The organism is Extensimonas vulgaris (assembly GCF_003337425.1).
GTDB classification, from domain to species: Bacteria; Pseudomonadota; Gammaproteobacteria; order Burkholderiales; family Burkholderiaceae_C; genus Extensimonas; species Extensimonas vulgaris.
In genome coordinates, this window is record NZ_QPJU01000003.1 from 54,161 (window position 1) to 68,383 (window position 14,223).

The window sequence follows — 14,223 nt, forward strand, 5'->3', positions numbered from 1 at the left end:
AGAAAGAGGGCGAAGTGGTGGGCGAGGTGGCGGGCGCAGCAAGAGGCGACGCAGCGGGCCTACAAGCGCAGGCTCATCACGATGGCATCCTCGCGCGTGCCGGCGGCAGCGGGGTAGTAGCGCTTGCGCACGCCCACGCGCTGAAAGCCGTGCGCGGCATAGATTTTTTGGGCGCGCAGGTTGCTCACGCGCACTTCGAGCCACAGCCACTGCGCGCCGCGCCCGCGCGCCCACAGGCCGAGTGCGTCGAGCAGCACACGCGCCCAGCCTTGCCGCTGGAATGCAGGCGCCACGGTGAGGTTGAGCAGATGCGCCTCATCGACGCCGAGCATGGCGACGTAATAGCCTATGACTTCATCGCCGCCGAGTAACACCTGCGCCTGGTAGCCGGCCGCGAGCGTGTCGATGAAGTTGCCGCGGCTCCAAGGGTGGGAGTAGGCGACTTTTTCGATGCCGAGCACGGCGTCGAGCCGCTCGAGCGAGAGCGGCGCTAGGCGCACCTCGGGTGGCAGCGCGTGCGGCGCTTGTGGTGCGGCAGGGTCTTGGAGCCGGGCGTTCATGGCGTAGTGGCAGCAGCGTGGCGCGCGGCGGCGCGCTCTGCCGTGGTCTGCGCGACCTTGTCGCGGATGTAGAGCGGCAGCGCGGCGCGCGCGGGCACGGCCTGCCCGGCAGCGAGCAGCGCCGGGGCCAGGCGCAGCAGCGCCGTGGCCGTGGGCAGCGCCGCAAACACGGGTGCAGCCAGGCTCTCGGGGCAGCTGTGGGCTGCAAGGCGGGCGCCATACACGACGGCGGCATTGCCCGCGAGCGTCCAGCCGGGCGGCAGTGGCACGGCTTCGGGTGCGCTCAGGTGGGTCGGCAGCGTGCATTCCCAGTGGCCCGCGCTCCAGCGGTACTGTGCGACATAGACCTCGTCCATGCGCGCGTCGAGCGCTGCGACGACCTGCGTGCAGCCGTGCTGGTGGCGTGCCTCTTCGGCCACGGCGAGCAAGGTGTCTATGGGCAGCACGGGCACGCCCTGGCCTTGCCGCGCACCCAGCGCCAGCCCCTGCGCCACCGCGCAGGCCGTGCGCAGCCCCGTGAACGAGCCCGGCCCGCGGCCGAAGGCGATGGCGTCCAGCGTGTCGAACGACAGCCCCGCTTGCGCGAGCAGCGTGCGCAGCGTGGGGATCAGCGTCGCAGATGCCTGTGCGCCACCCGGGCCGCTGTGCTGCCAGAGGGCAGTGCCGTGTTGCACGGCGATGCTGAGCGTGTCGGTGCTGGTGTCGAAGGCGAGCAGCTTCATGGCGTGATGGCGGCGGGGAGGAATATAAAAATCATAGCTTCTTACGCAGTATCAATGAGCCTTGGTTGCCAAAATCAATGCCAAAAACTGCCCCAATGCCAGCGTGCGGGACGTGGCGCGCTCGCGGCGGGGCGGACGTCGTCGGGGCTGGGGAGTTGGCCGTTGGGTTGCGGCATGGACGCCGCGAGCTCGCGCAGGCGGCGAATGCGCTCGGCGGTCGGCGGGTGCGTGCGCAGCCACGAGGGTTCGGCCTCGCCCCAGCCTGGCAGCAGCCAGGAGCGCCAGTTGCGCGCGCTGCGTTCGATTTTGGCCAAGGCCAGCGCGAGCCCTTCCGGGTCGCCACTGAGCTGTGCGGCGGTCTGGTCGGCGTCGAACTCGCGCACGCGCGACAGGCCCAGCTGCAACAGCATGGCCAGCTGGGGCGAGAAAGCGAGCAGCAGCAAACCCGGCCAATACACCTGCGCGAGCCCCGTGGCGAGCCAGGGCAGCGCGAGCAGCAGCATCATTTGTCCGGCGAGCGCAAACATGCCCGTGAGGCGGCTCACGTAATCGGCCAGTCCGAGCACGCGCAGGTCTTCGTGGGCGATGTGCGCGACCTCGTGCGCGAGCACGCCCGTGAGCTCGCGCGGCGAGAGCGTGCGCAGCAACCCGTCCGTGAGCGCGATCACGGCGCGACGCCGGTTGCCTATCGTGAAGGCATTGACCACGGCGCTGGGCACGTAATAAGGCTGCGGCACGCTGGGCAGGCCCGCGCGCTCGGCCAGCTGGCGCAGCAGCGCCCACAGCTGCGGCGCCTGCTGCGGCGTGATGGGCTGTGCGCGGTACAGCCGCAGCGTAAGCCGGGCGGCAGCGGCGGGTTCGAGCAGCAGCGCCGCAGTGCCAAACCCGAGTGCGAGCCACAAACCCGTGCGCCCGAGCAACATTTGGCCCGCGAGCGCGCAAATACCCAGCAGCAAGCCCACGAGTGCGAGGGTTTGCAGGCGATTCGAGAGGCGGTGGCGAGTCCAGGCAGAGGGCATGGCGAAATATCGGCAACAGTGAGCAAGCGAATGAAGCCACCCCAGCAGCCTGTCGGACTTTGGAATCGTCGGCTGCGAATGCGCCGCAGCGGCCCATTTTTACCGGCTTCTGGCCCCATAGTCCCGCTATGGGGGCTGCGAATCCGGCAAAAACTGGCCTCGCTGGGGCCCATTCTCGCTATCGACGCCCAAAGCCCTACAGGCTGCCAGGGAGGCAGCGCAGCGCCCATTTTGATGCAAGGCAAAAAGCGAGGTGCGGCGGGATTTTCGTACACGCGCAAGCCTTGAAAACAGCCCATGCTTCCTTAACTGAAGGATGAAAGGTGCTGTGAGAAGTGCCTGAACCAGAACCGATAGAGAAAGGAGCTAGATTTATGTATTACCGTTCTCTCTTTCCGGGCTCCGTGCTTGCAGACCTCGACCGCCTGCAGCGCGAAGTACAACAAGCATTGGGCTTGGGGCCGAGCATTCGCGGTTTTGCGCGCGGTTTTCCGGCGCTCAATATCGGCGGCACGCCCCAGTCGGTCGAGATTTACGCCTTCGCGCCCGGTCTCGATCCAGCGAGCTTGGACGTGCAAATCGAAAAAGGCATTTTGACGCTCTCGGGCGAGCGCAAGGCCCCCGAGGTGCCTGAAAAAGCCACCGTGCACATCAACGAGCGCTTTGCGGGGCGTTTCCGCCGCGTCATTTCGCTGCCGGACGACATCGATCCCGCTTCGGTGGCAGCAAAGTATCGCGATGGCGTGCTGCACGTGCGCATCCAGCGCAAAGAAGAAGCCCAGCCGCGCCGCATCACCATCGAATGATTGAGGAGGGTTGCACCATGAGCGAAAACAAAGTCACCCAAACCGCCCCCAACGCGGTCAACAAAGCAGCCGACAAAGCGCAGGAAGACTTCACGCTGCAGCCAGCCGTGGACGTGATCGAGGATGCTGGCGGCATCACTTTGTATGCCGACCTGCCCGGCGTGCCCAAGGACAAGCTGAACCTGCAAATCGAGTCCGACACGCTCACGATCGAAGGGGAGGTCGCGCTCGACATACCGCAAGACATGGAGGCAAGCCACGTCGAAGTCGGCCTGCCGCGCTACCGGCGCGTGTTCACGCTCTCCAAGGAGCTCGATCCCGCCAAGACGCAGGCGAAGTTCGATCAAGGCGTGCTGAGCCTGCGCATCCCCAAAGCCGAGCACGCCCAACCGCGGCGCATCGAAGTGCAGGTGGCCTGAGCGCGCTTGGCCAGCAAAAACGCTACGCCTGGTGTATTGCCAGGCGTTTTTGTTCAATGGAGGTTGGCGATGAAAGTGGAGTCCTTGAAAGAAAACGTCGGTGCCCTGTGGGACAACCTCGCCGAGGGTTGGCGCAGCCTTACGCGCTTTGCGGCGGGGGCTTTGACGCGCTTCAAGCCCGGTGCGCAAACGCAGCTGCCGGCGAAGTCTGAAATGGATGAGGATTTTTTCCTGCCCTCACGCAACTGGGCCGTGCTCGGTGCCGATGTTTTCGAAGATGAAGAGCGCGTGGTCGTGCGGCTCGAACTGCCGGGCATGGACAAGAGCGACCTGCGCGTCGAGGTGCGCGGCGACACGCTCGACATCAGCGGCGAAAAGCGCTTCGAACGCGAAGGTACACAAGGCCGTTGGCGCGTGATGCAGTGCGCCTACGGCAGCTTCCAGCGCAAGGTGCCGCTGCCGGTTCCCGTGCGCGCCGATGGCGCCCGTGCGACCTACAAAAACGGCGTGCTGCGCATCGAGCTGCCCAAGGCCGCGCCTGGCAAACCACTGCCGATGAGCGTGCCGGTCGAGTAAGGCGCAGGTGCAGCGGCATCGGGGCGTTCTACACTCGCCTCCCATGTCGGGCGCACCTTTTCTTTCATATTCGGTGGCCCGTGGGGTCTTCGGCATTTCGCTGGGGGCCGCCCGGGCTTTTTGCGTGGCCGTCCTCTGCGTCGGTATGGCCAGAGCCCAGCCGACGGCGGCGGATACTTCTCCTTCGGTAGCAGCCTCCGCCTTGCCTGCGGTCGTAGAAGCCGCTTTGGCACGGGCGCAGCTGCCGCGTGAGGCGCTGGCTGTCTGGGTGGCCGACGCGCAGGACATACGCCAGCCGCCGCGCCTGGCGCACCGGGCGCAGTCGCCCATGAATCCGGCCTCGGTCATGAAGCTGGTCACCACCTACGCGGCGCTCGACCTGCTCGGCCCGTCCTTCACTTGGCAAACGCCCGTCTATGCCGATGGCACGGTGCAGGGCGGCACGCTGCACGGTAACTTGTACCTGCGTGGCCAGGGTGACCCCAAGCTCGTGGCCGAGCGCCTGTGGCTGCTGCTCAAGCGCGTGCAGGCGCAGGGAATCGAGCGCATCGCTGGCGACATCGTGCTCGACCGTACGGCCTTCGAGCTGCCGCCGCAAGACCCGGCCGATTTCGACGGCGAGCCGCTGCGCCCCTACAACGCCGCGCCCGACGCGCTGCTGCTCAACTACCAGGCCGTCGCCATGACCTTCGTCCCCGACGAGGCCGCGGGCATCGCGCGCATCCAATACGATCTGCCGCTCGCGGGCGTGCAGCGCCAGACGCAGGTGCCGCTCGCGCCTGCCGGCACGCCCTGCGGCGACTGGCGCGCGGGCCTGCGTGCGGAGCTGGCCGACCCGCGGCGCACGCTATTTCGCGGCAGCTACCCGGCGGCCTGTGGCGAGCGCCTCTGGCCCGTGGCGGCGGCCGATCCGCAGAACTTCGCCGCGCAGGCGATCGCGGGTTTGTGGCGCGAGCTCGGTGGGCGGCTCGATGGCAGCGTGCGCTACGGGCGCGTGCCTGCGGGGCTGCAGCCGATGTTCAGCGCGAGTTCACCCACGCTGGCCGAAGTGGTGCGCGACGTGAACAAGTTCAGCAACAACGTCATGGCGCAGCAGATCTTCCTCACGCTCGCGCTGCAAAAAAACGGCGTCGCCACGCGCGAGGGTGCACGCGCCATCATGCGCCAGTGGTGGCGGGAGCGCCTGCCCGACGCCGCGCCGCCGCAGCTCGACAACGGCGCGGGCCTGAGCCGCAGCGCGCGCATCAGCGCGCAAGCGCTCGGGCGCATGCTGCAAAGCGCCTGGCGCGCGCCCGTGATGCCCGAGCTCGCCGCCTCGCTGCCCATTCTCGGCGTCGATGGCACCTTGCGCCGCAACCAGGCCGGCGCCATAGGCCAGGCGCACCTCAAGACGGGCAGCCTGCACGACGTGGTGGCCATCGCCGGCTATGTCGATGCGCCCAGCGGCCGGCGCTGGGTGCTCGTGGCGCTCGTCAACCACCCCAACGCCGCGGCCGCCCGCCCGGCGCTCGAGCGTCTCGTCGAGTGGGTGCACGTGCAGCCCTGACGAACGCCCATCATCCTTTTGCGCTGGGTTGAACCCAGATTGTCCATTAGGCGGCGCTTCGCGCCTACGCGGGCGCTGGCGGACGTCTGACGGTCATTTTGGCCGCGGCTTCGGCGTCCATGGCACCGGCCATGGACTTCTCAGCCGCAACCAAACTGCCTCGCCACCCGCCTCGCCATCATCCCGCGTCCTAATGAACAATCTGGGTTGAACCCAGATTGTCCATTAGGCGGCGCTTCGCGCCTACGCGGGCGCTGGCGGACGTCTGACGGTCATTTTGGCCGCGGCTTCGGCGTCCATGGCGCCGGCCATGGACTTCTCAGCCGCAACCAAACTGCCTCGCCAGCCGCCTCGCCATCATCCCGCGTCCTAATGAACAATCTGGGTTGAACCGCACGCTGGCAGCCCGATATGCAAGGCAGCGAATCCTTCCCCGTTTTCCACTGCGAGACCACCATGACCGAAGCCTTGCACATCGTCTGTCCCCATTGCCACACCACGAACCGCGTGCAGTCCACGCAGCTGCGCAGCGCGCCCAACTGCGGCAAATGCCACAAACCCTTGTTCACGGGCGCGCCGCTGGAGCTCGATGCACAGAGTTTCGAGCGCCAGATCGGGCGCAACCAGATTCCCGTGCTGGTCGATTTCTGGGCGCCTTGGTGCGGTCCGTGCCGCCAAATGGCGCCGGCCTTTGCCGAGGCCGCGCGCCAGCTCGAACCCGAAGTGCGCCTCGCAAAACTCAACACCGAAGAGCACCAGGACATCGCTGCACGCTATGGCATTCGTAGCATCCCGACCATGATCCTGTTTCGCGGCGGGCGCGAAGCGGCGCGCGTCTCGGGTGCCATGGGCGCGGCCGACATCGTGCGCTGGGTACGTTCGGCGCGCTGAGTCAATGCGTCGATGGCTGTAAGGCTTGGGCCACCGCAGCCACGCGCGCAGCGTGGATCAGTTCACCGATTTTTTCGCCGCCGAGGCCCTTGCTCTGGGCGCGGGCAGCTATTTCACTGGTAGCAACCGATTGCACCGCCGCGAGCGCCGCACGCAGCCGCGCGGCCTGCGGGTAGGGCGCATCTTCGCAGTCCAGGCGCCCGCGCACGTCGCATTCGCAGGCGAGCAGGATTTCTTCGAAGCGCTGGGGTTTGCGGATCGCGTCGCAGCGCTCGAGCAGGCGTACCAGCGCGGCGGCGCCCAGGTCGCCGCTGCGGTGGATGTTGCCGTGCTCGCGCGCCACGACTTCGGCGAGTTCGCGGCAGTCGTTGGGCACACGCCAGCGCGCGCACAAGCCCTTGAGCAACTGCACGCTGCGCTGCTCGTGGCCGATGTGGCGCGGCAGGATGTCGGGCGGCGTGGTGCCTTTGCCCAGGTCGTGCGTGAGGCAGGCAAAGCGCACCGTGAGCGGCGCGTGCAGGCGCGCGGCCATGTCCAGCACCAGCAGCAGGTGCACGCCGGTGTCCACCTCGGGGTGGTGCTGCGGCGGCTGCGGCACACCCCAGAGCCTGTCCACCTCGGGCAGCAGCACGCGCAGCGCGCCGCATTCACGCAGCACCTCGAACATGCGCGAGGGTTTGTCCTCCATGAGTCCGCGTGCGAGCTCCTGCCACACGCGCTCGGGCACGAGGTGGTCGGCCTCGCCATGCGCCACCATCTCGCGCATCAGCTGCAGGGTCTCGGGCGCCACGCTGAAGTCGGCAAAGCGCGCCGCAAAGCGCGCCACGCGCAGGATGCGCACCGGGTCTTCGCGAAACGCGTCGCTCACGTGGCGCAGCACGCGGCGCTGCAAATCCTGCACCCCGCCATAAGGGTCGATAATGGCTCCAGCGCTTGCTGGATCAGCGCTGAGTGCTATTGCATTGATAGTCAAGTCGCGCCGTGCGAGGTCTTGCTCCAGCGTCACGTCGGGCGAAGCCTGAACCACGAAGCCGCGGTAGCCGGGCCCGCTCTTGCGCTCGGTGCGCGCCAGCGCATATTCCTCGCGCGTCTGCGGGTGCAAAAACACCGGAAAGTCGCGCCCCACGGGCAGGTAGCCCAGTGCCGTCATCTGCTCGGGCGTGGCGCCCACCACCACCCAATCGTGGTCGTTCACGGGCCGGCCCAGCAACTGATCGCGCACCGCGCCGCCCACCATGTAGATTTGCATGGGGCAAGTGTAGTGGCGGCGCGGCCGACGGGTTGGGCAGCGCGGTTCTCAACGCTGCAGCCGATAAGGCTCCTCGAACGCGCGGAAGTCCTGTTCGGCCAGCGCGCCGGCAATCCAGTCCTGCACGCCAGGCAGGGCACGCACGCGCTCGACGTAGGCGGCAATGTGCGGTGGCACGGGCAGGCCGTAGGTGATGAGGCGCATGCACACCGGCGCGAAATACGCGTCTACGTTGCTGAAGTAACTCTGCAGTTGATGCGGCGTCAACAAGGCAATGCGTTGCAGAGGGGCTCCCAGAGTCTTCTCGAGCTTTGATCTTGTGTTTGGGCACGGCATCGGCCAAACGATCGAATTTGATAGCACTCCAGCTAGGGCGCTAGGGGTGCAATTGACCTTTTAGAAAGTAGGGAAGGCATATGTGTGAGTTGCCAGTGGTTCACTAAGTCGGCGAATCTGCGAATCAGATGGTTCGCTATGCGATACATTGAACCAAAAAACACCACGCACCAAGATTCCGTGCTAGGATTAATAAATCAACGGGATCGGTAATACAGAAAACAAACCGCGCGATCCAAAAAATTCAGTTAGTAAATAGGTGAAAACCCTAGTCTATTATGCGTGAGCAGGAGTGGCTAGCTTTCTCTTGAAGCATGTGCATTGTTCGCGCTGGGCTACGTATTGTTTTAAGAATATGCTGTGGAAAAATAGCGAAAAATTTTAGATCGTAGAGAAGGTTTCGTGGGATTTTTTTGGCTTTGAGTTGAAATCTTTGCGTTACTTTGCTGGGATAACTCTGTAAGCTTTACTTTTAAAATGAAGGCTATAGAAGTGAAAAATGAAAGATCGTCAATTTGTTAATGCGTTGGCGCGTGGCCTCGAGTTGCTTAAATGTTTTAATCCTAACGATCAGTATGTAGGAGTAAGCGAGCTCGCCCGCCGCACTGGCATTCCAAAGCCGACAGTGTCACGACTAGCCGGTACGTTGAGTAAACTCGGTTATTTAGAATACTCAGATTCGTTGGGTAAATACAGCCTAGGAATTGGGGTGTTGGCTTTAGGCCACGCAAAAATCGCGAATTTAGATGTCAGATCTGCTGCAAGACCATTGATGGAGGAATTGGCGGAGTATTCCCAAATTTCAGTTTCCATAGGAATGCGCCATGAACTGAGCATGATATATGTCGACACCGTGCGCAGCAGTGCTCCAATTAGTTTGCAAAGAGGAATAGGCGCACGACTTCCAATTGGGACGACATCCATAGGGCGAGCTTATATCTGTGGAGCATCAGACGAAGAAAGAAATGAAATCTTCGAGGGTCTGCAAGCAAAAAATAAGGAGGACTGGGTAAAAATCAGGGATGGCATTAGAGAAGCTCTCAAAGACTACGCAAAATATGGTTTTTGTATATCGATAGGTGATTGGGTGACTGATATATGGGCTGTCGGTGTGCCTTACAAAAGCCCTGATGGAAAGTTATTGTCATTTAACTGCGGCGGCCCCGCGTTTATGCTGAAAGAGGAGAGGCTTAGAAATGATATCGGCCCACGGCTGCTTGAAATGGTAAACAAAATAAAAACTATTTACAAATAGAATTTAAACTAAAATGAGCTGTGATCCAGTTCCATGTGTCCCAAAGGAGGTGCTTCCCAGATTAAATGCATTTGTAAGACACGCAATTTTTTAGCTTAGTGTTTAGTATTCGATATTAATTAAATTAGGAGATATTATGAGAAAAATGTTTTTAAAAGGTGTAATTGGTAAAGCTGCCCTTTTCATTTGTGCGTGCGCTTCTGCTCAAAGTTCGGTTCAGGTGGCAGGTGTTCTTGATGTTTATGCTGGATCAATGCGTTTTGCTGGGGACGCAGCCAGAGTTAGTGCCGTTGGGAGCGGAGGTCTTACAAGTTCATGGTTTGGCTTGCAAGGTTCTGAAGACCTGGGAAATGGAATCAAGGCTAATTTTTCGCTGACGAGTTTTGTCAGAATGGATACTGGTGAGCCAGGACGATTTACAAATGATCCATTTTTTTCAAGATCTTCTAATGTGGGGTTGTCCGGTGGATTTGGTAGTTTTTATTTAGGCAGAGGCCTTGCTCCAAGTTTCATGCCGGGAGTTTTAGCGAATCCATTCGCCGCTTCTACTACCGTTTCGCCTTTGCTTGTGCACATGTACGTTCCGTCAGCGCATTGGGTTACAACTGTTCCAGCAGATACGGTCTGGCCAAATCAGATAGTGTACACAACTCCTAATATTTATGGGCTGAAGGCAACTTTGCAGTATCAACTTGGTGAGATTCCCGGTGATAATGGCAAAAAGAATGTAGGGGGTAATTTAATATATACCAAAGATGCGTTGACATTGACGGCATTTTATGAAAGTGCTCAAATAAAAAACTTTCCCCCTATTTCTTATTCCGGGACTACGAAAAAGGATTGGATGATTTCTGGGGCCTATGACTTTAATGTGGTTAAGACATACTTAAGCTACGGGCAGTCTAAAGCTGACAATAATCCAAGTAAGGCCAAGACTACACAAATTGGTGTTTCAATACCAATATTTACATCGGGCAAAATTCTCGGGTCTTTTGCAGAAACCAAAAGAGACGTTGTAGATACTTCCAGAAAAACACTTACTGTAGGCTATGACTATAATTTTTCCAAGAGGACAGATGTGTATGCGGTGGCAATGAGCGATAAATTAACAAACACAACAACAGGGAATAGTTTTCTGGTTGGAATAAGGCATGGGTTTTGAGATTCGATTGGTCAACTTTTAAGGAGATTATTATGACAGAAGTTGTTGAGAATTTTGTATCAGCTAATGGGCTGACTTCGTGCGTGCTTACGGCAGGCAACCCAAAAAATCCCGCTGTATTTCTTTTGCATGGAGCGGGGCCTGGGGCAAATGCTGCAGCCAATTGGTATCATTTGATGCCTGATTTAGCAAAACATTTTTTTGTCATTGCTCCAGATTTGATTGGTTTTGGCAAGTCAACGATACCAAGCCCCGCGCCTGACAACATTATGAGATGGATAGGAATTCGCGTGGAGCAATGTTTGGGTTTGATGGATTATTACCAAATTAAGATAGCTCATGTAGTTGGGAACTCGATGGGGGGGGCCCTTACTTTACAAATGATAAGTGAACAACCGGATCGTTTTGACAAAGTTGTGCTCATGGGTTCGATAGGGGCGCCTGCACCAAGAACTCCTGAATTGGTGAGATTGCTTTCTTTCTATTCCGACCCTAGATTTGCAAGGTACAAGCAACTTATGCACAGCTTTGCCTACGATCCTGATTCTTTCGAAGGGATGGATGAAATAATAAACAATAGATATAAGATTGCTACCGATCCAGAGACAATGGAGGTGGCTGCAAAGATGATTGATTCAATGAAAGTTGGCATCGAAGCACTAGCTATGCCTCCTTCGATTTTGAATAAGTTACCCCATCAAGTTTTAATATTCCATGGGCGTCAAGATAGAATAGTTCCATTGGATACTAGTCTTTATTTATTGCAACACCTGAAAAATGCAGAACTTTATGTTTTGGATCGATCTGGACATTGGGCGCAACTACAACGGTGGGATGCTATGGGCCCAATGATTAAGAAGCATTTCGGGGTTGTTAATAATAGCTGAAGAGCATTATTAGCCTAACTATTCAAGGTGAAGGTATTGTTTTGAATTAAACCCAGATCGTTCATTCTGGTTGTATCATCTGAATGTGAGTGGTAGCAAATTTGGGCGCGGATAAGAAGCCGATGCCCCTTATCATGGGCGTTGACGCTGCTCCCAAATTGCCCGGCAGGTGTTACTGGAGGCATGGTCCATCGCGAAATGGACAATCTGGGTTAAATTCACTCTTCCTTTTGTTTTGATAGTTGTCGTCAACACGATTTAATAAAATCGCTTGACCGTAATAGATCGGTCGACTGAGTTCTTAAAGATTTAAGTCGAGTCAGTTGAGTGGAGATTATGATAATTTTATTTTTCCAATTTTAAAATCAGAAGAGAGGTTTATCTATGATTTATAATGCTTTATACGCGAAAGAAATTAAAAAGTAGGTTGGTAATCTTGTTTGTGGCTGTCGAATCCAGATTAAAACGTTTGGTTGAAGATCTCGGCTGCGGATATAGCTACGAAGGCTCGTGGCAGATGTATTTGATGTCGAAACTTAGGTTTCCCGAATGAATAAGATCTGGTGAACTAAATTTACTAATCGCTCAAGGTTATATCTAATATTAAACGCTGAAAGCTAGTGCTGAAAAATTTCTTTCAATAAACGCTGATTTATTATTTCAATAATTCTTAAGATAAAATGGAGCTTAATATGGAGACGCAAAATATATATCTACGTTCTGCAATAACCAAAGTTCAGCGAAAGTTGGTGCCTATTTTTGCTGTGTTATTGCTTTTGTCCTTTATCGATAGATCTAATGTGGCATTTGCTGCACTGGAGATGAATAAGGATCTCGGATTCTCTCCAACTGTATACGCCACGGCAGTTAGTATATTTTTTATAGGATATATAATTTTTGAAATTCCGTCGAACTATGCTCTTGGGATCTTTGGTGCAAAAAAATGGCTTGGATTGATAATATTTTTATGGGGCATTGCTTCGACCTGTTTGTTTCTTGTTAAGGACAGTCAGAGTTTTTATTTGCTTAGATTTTTGCTGGGCGTGGCTGAAGCGGGACTTTTGCCTGGTATTTTGTTGTATATGACATATTGGTTTCCTCAGGAGAACAGAGGGAAGATAAATGCATGGATTTTGGTGTCTATGCCATTGTCTATTGTGATTGGTGGCCCTGTTTCTGGCTTAATATTGGGGATGCCATTTTTTAATGGATTGCTTGGACTGAAGACTTGGCAGTGGATGTTTATCATCGAAGGGTTGCCGGCTGTCATTGCCGGGGTTCTGATTGCGATTTTTCTTCCTAATAAACCAAAAGATGCTAAGTGGCTTAGTTCGAATGAACTTATGGCACTCCAGTCGTTGTTAGATAGCGAAAAAGCGGTTGCTGTGAAAAAAGAAGCACACGGCTTTTTGCGGGGGATATTTTCGCTCCCAGTTTTGCTTCTTGCTGGTGCATCTTTCGGTTCTCAATTTAGCGGATTCGGTTTGATATTTTGGATGCCGCAAATATTGAAAGGCTTCTCATTTTCCGTTTCGCAGATCGGTTTTTTGGTTGCCTTGCCATATATCTTTGCGCTACTAGGGGTATTGTTATTTGGTTACCTTGGCGATAAAACGGGACGCTACGTAACTTTTGCTGCGGCGCCAATGATTGCCGCCTCCATAGCCTTGATTGTTTCAGGGTTTTCGCATCAACCTATTTTGACGATAGTTTTGTTTTGTATTGCAGCTATTGGTATATTTGGCAATATGCCTTCTTTCTGGGCATTGCCGGGTAAGTATCTTAAAGGTGATGCCGTAGCAGGAAGTTTTGCAACTATTAACACGATCGGAGCTTTGGGGGGGTTTTTTGGGCCGTATGTAGTTGGCAGGCTCAAGGAGTCAAGTGGAGGGTTTACGGAGGCTTTGGTAGTACTTGGTTGCGGCGCTATTTTGCTGCCGATATTTTTGGCAATTTTTGTCAAATATAACCATAAGCAAGGTGAAGTTTATGCTAAGTAAGTCATTGATAGAAAATTTGGCTTTGGAATTGGATGATTGCGAAAGAAATCGAAAGCAAACAAAGCAATTTTCTCTTAGGTATCCAGAGATGACCCTGGAGGATGGTTATGCGATTGCGCAAAAATGGGTTGAGTTGAAATCCAAGAATGGTCAGCGCATTGTTGGGCACAAAATAGGCCTCACCTCTAAAACCATGCAGAGGTATAGCAGGATATCTGAGCCTGATTACGGAGCTCTATTTGACAAAATGGTTTATGAGGCGAATGGGGATGTGCCTATGTCTAATTTCATTGAGCCGAAGGTTGAGGTCGAGTTGGCCTTTGTGCTAAAAAAGAAAATTGAAGGTTCTAATATTCGTATTGATGATGTAATTTCTGCGACGGATTTCGTTGTTCCTGCGGTTGAAATAATCGATGCGAGAATTGAGCGTGTTGATAAAGATACGGGCAAAATGCGTACGGTATTTGATACCATTTCAGACAACGCTGCCAACGCAGGTGTTATCTTGGGCAGTACTGCAGTAAAGCCAGAAAGTATTGATTTGCGTTGGGTGGCTTCACTCTTGTATAAAAACGGTACTATCGAGGAATCGGGCGTGGCCGCGGGAGTATTGAACCATCCAGCTAACGGGATTGTGTGGCTCGCAAATCGGTTAAGCAAATGGGGGCAATCTTTGCAACCAGGGGAAATTGTCCTTTCAGGATCTTTTACGCGCCCAATAGATGTTTCGCCGGGGGATGTATTCCACATTGATTATGGGGCAATGGGCTCTATTCCATTTAGGTTTGCTTGAGG

General features: G+C 56.4%; 14 protein-coding genes and 1 pseudogene. 10 read left to right on the plus strand and 5 right to left on the minus strand.

Features of this window, described 5'->3' with window-relative positions; all coding sequences use genetic code 11:
• Window positions 1–59 precede the first annotated feature (59 nt).
• The 3 genes from rimI to DFR45_RS05830 all read right to left on the minus strand — a co-directional run bounded on the left by rimI (window position 60) and on the right by DFR45_RS05830 (window position 2,301).
• Window positions 60–560, minus strand: a complete 501-nt coding sequence (gene rimI / locus DFR45_RS05820) for a ribosomal protein S18-alanine N-acetyltransferase (protein WP_114482775.1) — start codon at window positions 558–560, stop codon at window positions 60–62.
• Complete coding sequence (tsaB, locus tag DFR45_RS05825) at window positions 557–1,282, minus strand: tRNA (adenosine(37)-N6)-threonylcarbamoyltransferase complex dimerization subunit type 1 TsaB (RefSeq protein WP_114482776.1); 726 nt, start codon at window positions 1,280–1,282, stop codon at window positions 557–559. The genes rimI and tsaB overlap by 4 nt, the downstream gene beginning before the upstream one ends.
• A 74-nt stretch (window positions 1,283–1,356) precedes the next feature.
• Window positions 1,357–2,301, minus strand: coding sequence for a zinc metalloprotease HtpX (locus DFR45_RS05830; RefSeq protein ID WP_114482777.1), 945 nt, complete (start codon window positions 2,299–2,301; stop codon window positions 1,357–1,359).
• Between the two features lie 374 nt (window positions 2,302–2,675).
• Here DFR45_RS05830 and DFR45_RS05835 point away from each other — a divergent pair, with 374 nt between their 5' ends.
• The 5 genes from DFR45_RS05835 (at window position 2,676) to trxC (ending at window position 6,539) form a co-directional block, all read left to right on the plus strand.
• Window positions 2,676–3,107 carry an Hsp20/alpha crystallin family protein gene (locus DFR45_RS05835; RefSeq protein WP_114482778.1) on the plus strand — a complete coding sequence of 144 codons (432 nt, stop codon included), beginning with the start codon at window positions 2,676–2,678 and terminating at the stop codon, window positions 3,105–3,107.
• Window positions 3,108–3,124: 17 nt separating this feature from the next.
• On the plus strand, window positions 3,125–3,526 hold the full coding sequence (locus DFR45_RS05840) for an Hsp20/alpha crystallin family protein (protein WP_114483012.1): 402 nt from the start codon (window positions 3,125–3,127) through the stop codon (window positions 3,524–3,526).
• Between the two features lie 69 nt (window positions 3,527–3,595).
• Complete coding sequence (locus tag DFR45_RS05845) at window positions 3,596–4,102, plus strand: Hsp20/alpha crystallin family protein (protein ID WP_114482779.1); 507 nt, start codon at window positions 3,596–3,598, stop codon at window positions 4,100–4,102.
• Window positions 4,103–4,247: 145 nt separating this feature from the next.
• Complete coding sequence (gene dacB / locus DFR45_RS05850; RefSeq protein WP_114482780.1) at window positions 4,248–5,648, plus strand: D-alanyl-D-alanine carboxypeptidase/D-alanyl-D-alanine endopeptidase; 1,401 nt, start codon at window positions 4,248–4,250, stop codon at window positions 5,646–5,648.
• A 456-nt stretch (window positions 5,649–6,104) separates the two neighbouring features.
• Entirely contained in the window at window positions 6,105–6,539 is a 435-nt protein-coding gene (trxC, locus tag DFR45_RS05855) for a thioredoxin TrxC (protein WP_114483013.1), read from the plus strand.
• A 1-nt stretch (window position 6,540) separates the two neighbouring features.
• On the opposite strand, the gene DFR45_RS05860 is transcribed toward trxC, so the two are convergent.
• Both DFR45_RS05860 and DFR45_RS05865 read right to left on the minus strand, forming a co-directional pair.
• A complete protein-coding gene (locus DFR45_RS05860) occupies window positions 6,541–7,788 on the minus strand; it encodes a multifunctional CCA addition/repair protein (RefSeq protein ID WP_114482781.1) in 1,248 nt (415 codons plus the stop codon).
• 48 nt (window positions 7,789–7,836) lie between these two features.
• A pseudogene (locus DFR45_RS05865) lies at window positions 7,837–8,040 on the minus strand (glutathione S-transferase family protein); the annotation flags it as partial.
• Window positions 8,041–8,623: 583 nt separating this feature from the next.
• On the opposite strand from DFR45_RS05865, the gene DFR45_RS05870 reads away from it, so the two are divergent.
• The 5 genes from DFR45_RS05870 to hpaH all read left to right on the plus strand — a co-directional run bounded on the left by DFR45_RS05870 (window position 8,624) and on the right by hpaH (window position 14,221).
• Window positions 8,624–9,379: an IclR family transcriptional regulator gene (locus DFR45_RS05870; protein ID WP_114482782.1), complete on the plus strand. Its 756-nt coding sequence runs from the start codon at window positions 8,624–8,626 to the stop codon at window positions 9,377–9,379.
• A gap of 136 nt (window positions 9,380–9,515) precedes the next feature.
• Entirely contained in the window at window positions 9,516–10,541 is a 1,026-nt protein-coding gene (locus tag DFR45_RS05875) for a porin (protein WP_114482783.1), read from the plus strand.
• Between the two features lie 32 nt (window positions 10,542–10,573).
• A complete protein-coding gene (locus DFR45_RS05880; protein ID WP_114482784.1) occupies window positions 10,574–11,428 on the plus strand; it encodes an alpha/beta fold hydrolase in 855 nt (284 codons plus the stop codon).
• A gap of 692 nt (window positions 11,429–12,120) precedes the next feature.
• Complete coding sequence (locus DFR45_RS05885; RefSeq protein ID WP_158636964.1) at window positions 12,121–13,428, plus strand: MFS transporter; 1,308 nt, start codon at window positions 12,121–12,123, stop codon at window positions 13,426–13,428.
• Window positions 13,418–14,221, plus strand: coding sequence for a 2-oxo-hept-4-ene-1,7-dioate hydratase (gene hpaH / locus DFR45_RS05890; RefSeq protein WP_114482786.1), 804 nt, complete (start codon window positions 13,418–13,420; stop codon window positions 14,219–14,221). The genes DFR45_RS05885 and hpaH overlap by 11 nt, the downstream gene beginning before the upstream one ends.
• The last annotated feature ends 2 nt before the right edge of the window (window positions 14,222–14,223 follow it).

Bases quoted from the DNA above. Each gene is read 5' to 3' on its own strand.
- DFR45_RS05830 (WP_114482777.1), bottom strand. From the start codon at position 2,301: ATGCCCTCTGCCTGGACTCGCCACCGCCTCTCGAATCGCCTGCAAACC.
- rimI (WP_114482775.1), bottom strand. From the start codon at position 560: ATGAACGCCCGGCTCCAAGACCCTGCCGCACCACAAGCGCCGCACGCG.
- DFR45_RS05845 (WP_114482779.1), top strand. From the start codon at position 3,596: ATGAAAGTGGAGTCCTTGAAAGAAAACGTCGGTGCCCTGTGGGACAAC.
- DFR45_RS05860 (WP_114482781.1), bottom strand. From the start codon at position 7,788: ATGCAAATCTACATGGTGGGCGGCGCGGTGCGCGATCAGTTGCTGGGC.
- dacB (WP_114482780.1), top strand. From the start codon at position 4,248: ATGGCCAGAGCCCAGCCGACGGCGGCGGATACTTCTCCTTCGGTAGCA.
- DFR45_RS05840 (WP_114483012.1), top strand. From the start codon at position 3,125: ATGAGCGAAAACAAAGTCACCCAAACCGCCCCCAACGCGGTCAACAAA.
- tsaB (WP_114482776.1), bottom strand. From the start codon at position 1,282: ATGAAGCTGCTCGCCTTCGACACCAGCACCGACACGCTCAGCATCGCC.
- DFR45_RS05885 (WP_158636964.1), top strand. From the start codon at position 12,121: ATGGAGACGCAAAATATATATCTACGTTCTGCAATAACCAAAGTTCAG.
- trxC (WP_114483013.1), top strand. From the start codon at position 6,105: ATGACCGAAGCCTTGCACATCGTCTGTCCCCATTGCCACACCACGAAC.
- hpaH (WP_114482786.1), top strand. From the start codon at position 13,418: ATGCTAAGTAAGTCATTGATAGAAAATTTGGCTTTGGAATTGGATGAT.
- DFR45_RS05880 (WP_114482784.1), top strand. From the start codon at position 10,574: ATGACAGAAGTTGTTGAGAATTTTGTATCAGCTAATGGGCTGACTTCG.
- DFR45_RS05835 (WP_114482778.1), top strand. From the start codon at position 2,676: ATGTATTACCGTTCTCTCTTTCCGGGCTCCGTGCTTGCAGACCTCGAC.
- DFR45_RS05870 (WP_114482782.1), top strand. From the start codon at position 8,624: ATGAAAGATCGTCAATTTGTTAATGCGTTGGCGCGTGGCCTCGAGTTG.
- DFR45_RS05875 (WP_114482783.1), top strand. From the start codon at position 9,516: ATGAGAAAAATGTTTTTAAAAGGTGTAATTGGTAAAGCTGCCCTTTTC.